The organism is Streptomyces sp. NPDC002577, from assembly GCF_053594815.1.
Genome location: NZ_JBSFWK010000089.1, coordinates 1 through 7704 on the forward strand (window position 1 = coordinate 1; position 7704 = coordinate 7704).

Below are 7704 nucleotides of genomic sequence, written 5' to 3' on the forward strand. Positions count from 1 at the left end.
TGCGGTGTAGTCCTAGACAGCTCCACCACACCGGAGGTCTTCGCCATGATCAAGCCCAGCGACCGTTAACAACGCTCGTGATCAATACACCTAGGCGGCGCCCCGGGGTGCGGGGGCGCTCGGCGTAGGTACGTGGGGCGAGGGGGCGGCGGAGAGGTGTGCGGGGCCGGGAATACCTCCGGCCCCCGCACCGTTTGGCAGGTGTAGTTGAATCGTCAACCACCTGCGAAGGATGATCAGCCATGCAGTTCGGCATCTTCAGCGTCGGCGACGTCACCCCCGACCCGACCACCGGCCGGACACCGACCGAGCACGAGCGCATCAAGGCGATGGTCGCCATCGCGCTCAAGGCGGAAGAGGTCGGACTCGACGTCTTCGCGACCGGCGAGCACCACAACCCGCCGTTCGTCCCGTCGTCCCCGACGACCATGCTCGGCTACATCGCCGCCCGCACGGAAAGGCTGATCCTCTCCACCTCCACGACCCTGATCACCACCAACGACCCGGTGAAGATCGCCGAGGACTTCGCGATGCTCCAGCATCTGGCGGAGGGCCGCGTCGACGTGATGATGGGCCGCGGCAACACCGGCCCCGTCTACCCGTGGTTCGGCCAGGACATCCGCCAGGGCATCAACCTCGCCATCGAGAACTACGCGCTACTGCACCGCCTGTGGCGCGAGGACGTGGTGACCTGGGAGGGCAAGTTCCGTACGCCGCTGCAGTCCTTCACCTCGACGCCGCGGCCGCTCGACGGGGTCCCGCCGTTCGTCTGGCACGGCTCCATCCGGTCCCCGGAGATCGCGGAACAGGCCGCGTACTACGGCGACGGCTTCTTCCACAACAACATCTTCTGGCCGAAGGAGCACACCCAGAAGATGGTCGAGCTCTACCGCACGCGGTACGCGCACTACGGCCACGGCACCCCCGAGCAGGCCATCGTCGGTCTCGGCGGCCAGGTGTTCATGCGGAAGAACTCGCAGGACGCGGTGCGCGAGTTCCGGCCGTACTTCGACAACGCGCCGGTGTACGGGCACGGGCCTTCGCTCGAGGACTTCAGCGAGCAGACCCCGCTGACCGTGGGCTCCCCGCAGCAGGTCATCGAGCGGACGCTGTCCTTCCGCGACTACGTCGGCGACTACCAGCGCCAGCTGTTCCTGATGGACCACGCAGGGCTGCCGCTGAAGACCGTCCTCGAGCAGCTCGACATGCTCGGCGAGGAGGTCGTGCCGGTGCTGCGCAAGGAGTTCGCCAAGGGCCGCCCGGCCGGCGTGCCGGACGCGCCGACGCACCAGTCCCTGCTCGCCAAGACCCAGCAGGACGACCGGCAGAAGACCGAGGAGGTGACGAAGGCATGAAGCTCGTCGTCGTATCGGCCGGACTGAGCGTCCCGTCGTCCACCCGGCTGCTGGCCGACCGGCTGGCGGCCGCGACCGCGGAACGGCTCCCGGCGGACACGGAGACCCAGGTCGTCGAAGTGCGCGACCTGGCCGTGGAGATCGCGAACAACTTCGTCACCGGCTTCCCCGGCCCGGCGCTGAGCCGCGCCATCGACGCGGTGACGGGCGCGGACGGACTGATCGTCGTCACGCCCGTCTTCACCGCGTCCTACAGCGGCCTGTTCAAGTCGTTCTTCGACGTGATCGACAAGGACGCGCTGGCCGGAAAGCCGGTCCTGATCGCGGCGACCGGCGGCACAGCCCGCCACTCGCTCGTCCTGGAGCATGCGCTGCGCCCGCTGTTCGCGTATCTGCGGGCGGTCGTCGTACCGACGGCGGTGTACGCCGCGTCCGAGGACTGGGGAGCGGACGGCCTCGCGGCCCGCATCGAACGGGCGGGAGCGGAGCTGGCGGGGCTGGCGGGGGCAGTGGGGCGGTCAGTGGAGCCGGTGGAGCCGGTGACGCAGGTGGGGTCGGCGGAGTCGGCGGAGTCGGTGCCTGCGGCCCGCAGGCCCGCACGCGAGATCGACGGCGAGCCGCTGGAAGTGATCCCCTTCGAGCAGCAGCTGGCGGCCCTTCGGGCCATGTGAGAGGGCATCCGTCGCGGCCCCGGCACTCCGCTGCCGGGGCCGCGAAAGCGCTGGTCAGCGCCCCGACGCCGAAGGGGCGAGCCACGCCACCCAGCCATGGGTGCCCGGCAGCACGTGCCGGGTCCAGCCGTGGGCGTACCGCGGAGCCCGGTGGCCGGCGGTGAGCGCGGCGGTCGGCTGCCGAGCTGCCTGGTGCAGGAGCTCCCGGGTGGTGACGGACCGGTTGTTGCCGCCGGCCTCCGCGGAGGCGCAGCCCGCGTCGTAGGCCACCGGGAGCGCTCGCGGGCCTGTGACCAGGCACGGGGCGTGCAGTCCGAGGGCGCCCAGGTCGTCGGCGGCCGCCTGGTAGCGGTGGTCGACGGCGGCCGCGTCCGCCGTCAGACGCTCGAGCACGACGTACTGGGAGCCGAGTTGCGCCGCGACGGCCAGTGCGACGACGGCCGCGAGAAGTGTCCGGGCGCGCGCGGCCCGGAGGAGCAGTGCCGCGACGGGGATGGCGAGCAGCGCGTACGTCGGCAGCAGGAAGCGCGGGGCGAAGTAGCCGAGCAGCAGGAGATAGGGCACGGCGAGCGAGGCGGCGCAGGCCACGGGGACGGTGGTGACCGCGAACGGACGGGCCGTGCCGGCGAGGGCCGGCGCGTCGGTGCCGCCCTGTCGGCGGCGGCGGTCTACGAACGCGAGTACAAGGGCCGCTGCCGTGAGCAGGGGCAGCGCCAGCCACCAGACGGTCAGCTCGGGATGGCTGAGTTGGACCGTGCAGGGCCGGCACAGCTCGGGTCCGTTGAGGGCGCGCCAAGCGGTGCCGAGGTTGAGGTGCGGGCTCATCCCGCCCTCGGTGGCACCGGAGACGCGCAGCCGCTGCGGGATTCCGCCGAACCGGACGTATGCCTCGACCACCCACTGCGCCCCGCCCGCGGCGAGCCCGCCGAGCAGCCAGGGGAGCGCGCGACGCCGGTCGCGTACGAGGACGGCGGTGCCGATGAGGGGGATGGCGAGCCAGCCGGCGTCCGGCAGGCGGACGAGGGCGGTGGCGGCCAGGCAAACGGCCGTCCACCAGGGCGCATACCGCTGCCCGGGCATCCCTGTCCGGCCGGGCATCTCCGTCCGGCCGGGCATCCCCGTCCGGTCGGCTGTCCGCGTCGGCATCCGCAGGAACCAGCCCGTCGTGGCGACCGCGCCCAGGGCCACCCACAGGTTGGGCATGGCCTGCGGACCGTACAGCTGGGTGGGCCACAGGCCCGCGAACAGCAGCGCGGCGAGTGCCGTCGTGCCGCGCCCGACGAGGGGCCGCCAGACCCGGAACGCGCCGTACAGCGCCGCCGCCGACAGCAGCGCGAGCACGATCCGCAGGACGAGGGGGTCGGAGGTGACGGCGAGCACGGGGGCCACGAGCATGCTCGTGCCGCGCGAGCGCGGGGCGCTGAAGTACGCGGAGGGGGTGCGCGGGTCCACCTGCGAGACGTACACGGTCTCGTCCCAGCCGAGGGCGTGACCGATGTGCGGGACGACGGCGATGAGCTGGACGGCGGCGTACGCGAGAGCGACGAGGCCGAGCCAGGGGACGGGCCGGTGCCGGAGCGCGGAGGCGAACCGCAGACGGCTCCTTCCGCCCGCCCGGCCCGTCGGGTCGGCGGCTGTTCCGCCCTGATCCGCGGGAGGTGTGACGGTCGGCCGGCCTGCGGGGGGCGTGACGGTCGGCTGATCTGCGGGGGGAACGATGGTTGCGGTCCGGCCGGCGGGGTGGGCGTGGTCGGCGTTCTCGCTCGCGGTGGGACCGGTGCTCGTGTCGCCGCCGGCCTCCGTGGCCCTCATCCTGACGTGCCCCGTTTTCATACAGCCCCTCTCCGCAGCGTCGGCCGCACTTCGGCACGGCACACCCTTGCCTGCGCAGGTAAGCCGGCACGCCGGTCGCGGTGAGAGCCCGGTAAGAAGGGGATGGCTGGAGCGCTCGTCAGGACGCATCGGCCGGTGATCTTGGCACACTGGGCCCGTGCCACATACCGCGACCGAACATGTGCCCGAGTCGACGCCCGAGCCCGAGCCCGCGCGTCCCACCGTGCTGCTCGCCGAGGACGACCGCGCCATCCGGCATGCCCTCGAGCGGGCGCTGACACTGGAGGGGTACGAGGTCACCGCGGTCGCCGACGGCGTCGAGGCGCTCGCCCAGGCACATCGCGGTCAGCCGGACGTCCTCGTACTGGACGTGATGATGCCCGGCATCGACGGCCTCCAGGTGTGCCGCGTGCTCCGCGCGGAGGGCGACCGTACGCCGATCCTGATGCTGACCGCGCGCGTGGAGACGGCGGACCGCATCGCCGGCCTGGATGCGGGCGCCGACGACTACGTGGTCAAGCCCTTCGACGTGGACGAGGTCTTTGCACGGCTGCGGGCCCTGCTGCGCCGCATCGGAACCGGCACGCCCCCGTCCGAGGAGTGGTCCGATCCGTCCGGGGAGTGGTCCCAGCCCCTCGCACCCGACGGCCGGCGCATAGCCGAGGCCGTCGCCCGCGCCCACGACGGCCAGATCGTGACGGCGGGCGACCTGCGTATCGACCCGCTGGCCCGGCGCGCCTGGCGCGGCACGCGGGAGCTCGAGCTGACGAGGACCGAGTTCGACCTGCTGGAACTGCTCGCCCGCAACACGGGCATCGTCCTCGACCACTCGACGATCTACGACCGCATCTGGGGCTACGACTTCGGCCCCGGCTCCAAGAATCTCGCCGTGTACGTCGGATACCTGCGGCGCAAGATGGACGAACCGGGGCGGCCTGCGTTGATCCACACGGTGCGGGGGGTCGGCTACGTTCTCCGAGAGGACTGAGATGCTCCCCGGCGGCCGGCCGCCGTTCTCCCTGCGTACCACCTTCGCGGTGTCGTTCGCGGCTGTGGCCGCGGCCGTGACGGTGCTCATCGGCTTCCTCAGCTACGACGCGGCGGCCCGGCTGGTCCGCGTCGACCAGCAGGCGGTGTTCGCGGAGGTCGTGACCGATCTGCGAGAGCAGGTGCAGGAGCGCACACTCGCGCCGGAGGACTTCACCTCCGGGGACCCGGACCACGACGGCCCCCGCGACGACCTGATCCGCCCCACGCGCACCGACGTCCAGGTGCTCGGGCCGGGCGGGCACGTCGTGGACAAGGGCAGCCCGACGCTGCCCGTCGGCGGGGACGACCGGAGCACCGCCGACGCCCGGGCGGCGGGCACGAAGGCGGTGCACGACCAGGTGGAGGTCGGCGGGGACCAGTACCGGGTCGCGACGGTCGCGCTCGGTGGCGGCCGGGGCGCCGTGCAGGTCGCGCAGGAGTTCAGCGACACGGAGGACCTGCTCACGGAGCTGCAGAAACGCACGATCGTGCTGGTCGCCGCGATCGTCGTGGCCGCCGGGCTGTTCGGCTGGTGGCTGGCCCGGCGGATCACCGGCCGCCTCGTACGGCTGACCGACGTCGCCGAGGGCGTGGCGCGCACCGGGCGCCTCGACACCCAGGTGCCGGTCGCCGGGCGGGACGAGGTGGGCCGGCTCGGCCGCGCCTTCGACCGCATGCTGGGGCGGCTCGCGCAGTCCGTCGACGACCAGCGGCGCCTCGTCCAGGACGCGGGCCACGAACTCCGTACGCCGCTCACATCGCTGCGTACGAACATCTCGCTGCTGCGCCGTATCGACGAGCTGCCGCCGGCCGCCCGCAAGGAGCTCGTCGCGGACCTGGCGGAGGAGTCCCGCGAGCTGACGGACCTGGTCAACGAGCTGGTGGACCTCGCCGCCGGCCAGCAGGACGACGAGCCGGTGGTGGAGGTGGCGCTCGGCGAGGTCGCGGAGGACGTCGCGGGGGCGGCCCGCCGCCGTACGGGCCGGGCCGTCACCGTGCAGGTGTCCGGCGGCGACATGGCGCGCACGGTCGTCGAGGGGCGGCCCGCCGCTCTCCAGCGGGCGGTCTCCAATCTCGTGGAGAACGCCGCCAAGTTCGACCCCGGAGGCACGGCTCCCATCGAGATCGTCGTCACCGGGGCAGGGGCAGGAGTGGTGGTGGAGGCGGCGGGGACCGCCCGCGTCGAAGTACGCGACCGGGGTCCCGGAATCGCCGAGGAGCACCTGCCCCGCGTCTTCGACCGCTTCTACCGCGCTCCCGACGCCCGGGGCCTGCCCGGCTCCGGCCTCGGCCTGTCGATCGTCCGCGAGGTGGCCGCGTCCCACGGCGGCATCCCGTTCGCCCGGCGCCGGCCGGGGGGTGGGGCGGTGATCGGGTTCACGGTGGGGGAACAGGGTCAGCGCGCTGAGTAAGTCCCGCTCGATGTGACCGGGGCGACGAGGCGCCGCCGAAAACGGGTTGCTGCGGCGAGCGCGATTGGCCGACGATGCGGCCGATGGGCGAATCGAAGATGCACGCAGACGAGGTCGAGACCGACGTGGCGCTCGTACAGCGCCTGGTCGGGGGCCAGTTCCCGCAGTGGGCCGGTCTACCGGTCGAGCCGGTCCCCTCGTACGGGACCGATCACGACGTCTACCGGCTCGGCGACCGCCTTGCCGCTCGGCTGCCGCGCATCGGCTGGGCCACCAAGCAGGCGGCGAAGGAGGCGGAGTGGCTGCCCCGGCTCGCCCCGCACGTGCCGCTCGCCCTGCCGGTGCAGCTGGCGATGGGGCGTCCGGCGGAGGGCTATCCGTTCGACTGGTCGGTGTACGAATGGCTGCCCGGCGAGAACGCGGCCGGCACGCTGGACGACCTGGACCAGGCCGCAGCCGATCTCGCCGCCTTTGTAAGGGCCTTGCGCCAGATCGACACGACGGGAGCCCGTCCGCGTTCCCCCGGCGGCCGAGGCGGACCGCTCGCGGAACACGACGAACTGGTCCGTCGCTCGATCGCAGAGCTGGGGGATCGGATCGACGGCGACGCCGCCCGCCGCTCCTGGGAGGAGTCGCTGAGCGCCGGGCCCTGGGACGGTGAAGAGGTCTGGCTGCACGGCGACTTGCTGCCGGGCAACCTGCTCGTCGTCGACGGCCGACTGTCAGCGGTGATCGACTTCGGCTGCCTCACCGTGGGCGACCCGGCGTGCGACCTGCTCCCCGCATGGAACGTCTTCACCGGCGACAGCCGCCGCCGCTTCCGCGCCGAACTGGACGTCGACGACGCGTCCTGGCTACGCGGCCGCGGCTGGGCCTTCTACCAGGCCGTGATCGCGCTGCCGTACTACTGGGAAACGAACCCCGGGATGATCCGCCAGGCATCGCACGCGGTGGCGGAGATCCTGGCCGACGGTTCGCCGTGAGCACCCTGCGCTGATCACGCCGCGGGCGTGCCGAGCCTGCCGGACTTTATGCCGAGGAGGAGGTGGGCGAGGGGGGCTGGGGTGGTGGTGAGGCGGGTGGCGGGGGTGTCGCTTTCGCGGATGTAGATCAACCGGGGTTCGGTGGCAGCCAGTTCCACACAGGTATTGCCGTCGCCTCCCTCGGAGAAGGAGGACTTCTGCCAGTGGAGGGCGTGGGTCATGCCTTGGGCCTCACAGTTCCTTGGCGACTCGGTGGATGAAGTCCCGTGACGACACGGGGTCGAGAGCTGCTTTCTCCACCTTACGAAAGAGCTTTCGAAACCGGTCTAGGGCGCGTATCGAGTCGTGATCAATGGGTGGTCCGGGTGAGGTCTTTGAGCCAGATCATCGAGGCGCGCAGGTGGAGTCCGGCGAGATAGCT

At 72.2% G+C, this 7704-nt stretch carries 7 protein-coding genes; 5 read left to right on the forward strand and 2 right to left on the reverse strand.

Going from position 1 to position 7704, the window contains the following annotated elements:
• Window positions 1-242 precede the first annotated feature (242 nt).
• Both ACWD4J_RS43745 and ACWD4J_RS43750 read left to right on the forward strand, forming a co-directional pair.
• Window positions 243-1355: an LLM class flavin-dependent oxidoreductase gene (locus tag ACWD4J_RS43745; protein WP_451401139.1), complete on the forward strand. Its 1113-nt coding sequence runs from the start codon at window positions 243-245 to the stop codon at window positions 1353-1355.
• Window positions 1352-2026, forward strand: coding sequence for an FMN reductase (locus tag ACWD4J_RS43750; protein ID WP_451401140.1), 675 nt, complete (start codon window positions 1352-1354; stop codon window positions 2024-2026). The genes ACWD4J_RS43745 and ACWD4J_RS43750 overlap by 4 nt, the downstream gene beginning before the upstream one ends.
• 54 nt (window positions 2027-2080) lie before the next feature.
• Here ACWD4J_RS43750 and ACWD4J_RS43755 read toward each other — a convergent pair whose 3' ends face one another.
• The gene (locus ACWD4J_RS43755) at window positions 2081-3838 is read right to left on the reverse strand and encodes a hypothetical protein (protein ID WP_451401141.1); all 1758 of its coding nucleotides are present in this window, start codon (window positions 3836-3838) and stop codon (window positions 2081-2083) included.
• 202 nt (window positions 3839-4040) lie between these two features.
• Here ACWD4J_RS43755 and ACWD4J_RS43760 point away from each other — a divergent pair, with 202 nt between their 5' ends.
• The 3 genes from ACWD4J_RS43760 (at window position 4041) to ACWD4J_RS43770 (ending at window position 7283) form a co-directional block, all read left to right on the forward strand.
• Window positions 4041-4847 carry a response regulator transcription factor gene (locus tag ACWD4J_RS43760; protein ID WP_451401145.1) on the forward strand — a complete coding sequence of 269 codons (807 nt, stop codon included), beginning with the start codon at window positions 4041-4043 and terminating at the stop codon, window positions 4845-4847.
• Window position 4848: 1 nt separating this feature from the next.
• The gene (locus ACWD4J_RS43765; RefSeq protein WP_451401142.1) at window positions 4849-6300 is read left to right on the forward strand and encodes a HAMP domain-containing sensor histidine kinase; all 1452 of its coding nucleotides are present in this window, start codon (window positions 4849-4851) and stop codon (window positions 6298-6300) included.
• Window positions 6301-6383: 83 nt separating this feature from the next.
• Entirely contained in the window at window positions 6384-7283 is a 900-nt protein-coding gene (locus ACWD4J_RS43770; protein ID WP_451401143.1) for an aminoglycoside phosphotransferase family protein, read from the forward strand.
• Window positions 7284-7297: 14 nt separating this feature from the next.
• On the opposite strand, the gene ACWD4J_RS43775 is transcribed toward ACWD4J_RS43770, so the two are convergent.
• On the reverse strand, window positions 7298-7504 hold the full coding sequence (locus ACWD4J_RS43775) for a DUF397 domain-containing protein (RefSeq protein WP_451401144.1): 207 nt from the start codon (window positions 7502-7504) through the stop codon (window positions 7298-7300).
• Window positions 7505-7704: the final 200 nt, after the last annotated feature.

Coding starts and splice junctions, on each gene's coding strand:
- ACWD4J_RS43745 (WP_451401139.1), top strand. CDS start 243: ATGCAGTTCGGCATCTTCAGCGTCGGCGACGTCACCCCCGACCCGACC.
- ACWD4J_RS43750 (WP_451401140.1), top strand. CDS start 1,352: ATGAAGCTCGTCGTCGTATCGGCCGGACTGAGCGTCCCGTCGTCCACC.
- ACWD4J_RS43755 (WP_451401141.1), bottom strand. CDS start 3,838: ATGAGGGCCACGGAGGCCGGCGGCGACACGAGCACCGGTCCCACCGCG.
- ACWD4J_RS43765 (WP_451401142.1), top strand. CDS start 4,849: ATGCTCCCCGGCGGCCGGCCGCCGTTCTCCCTGCGTACCACCTTCGCG.
- ACWD4J_RS43770 (WP_451401143.1), top strand. CDS start 6,384: ATGGGCGAATCGAAGATGCACGCAGACGAGGTCGAGACCGACGTGGCG.
- ACWD4J_RS43775 (WP_451401144.1), bottom strand. CDS start 7,504: ATGACCCACGCCCTCCACTGGCAGAAGTCCTCCTTCTCCGAGGGAGGC.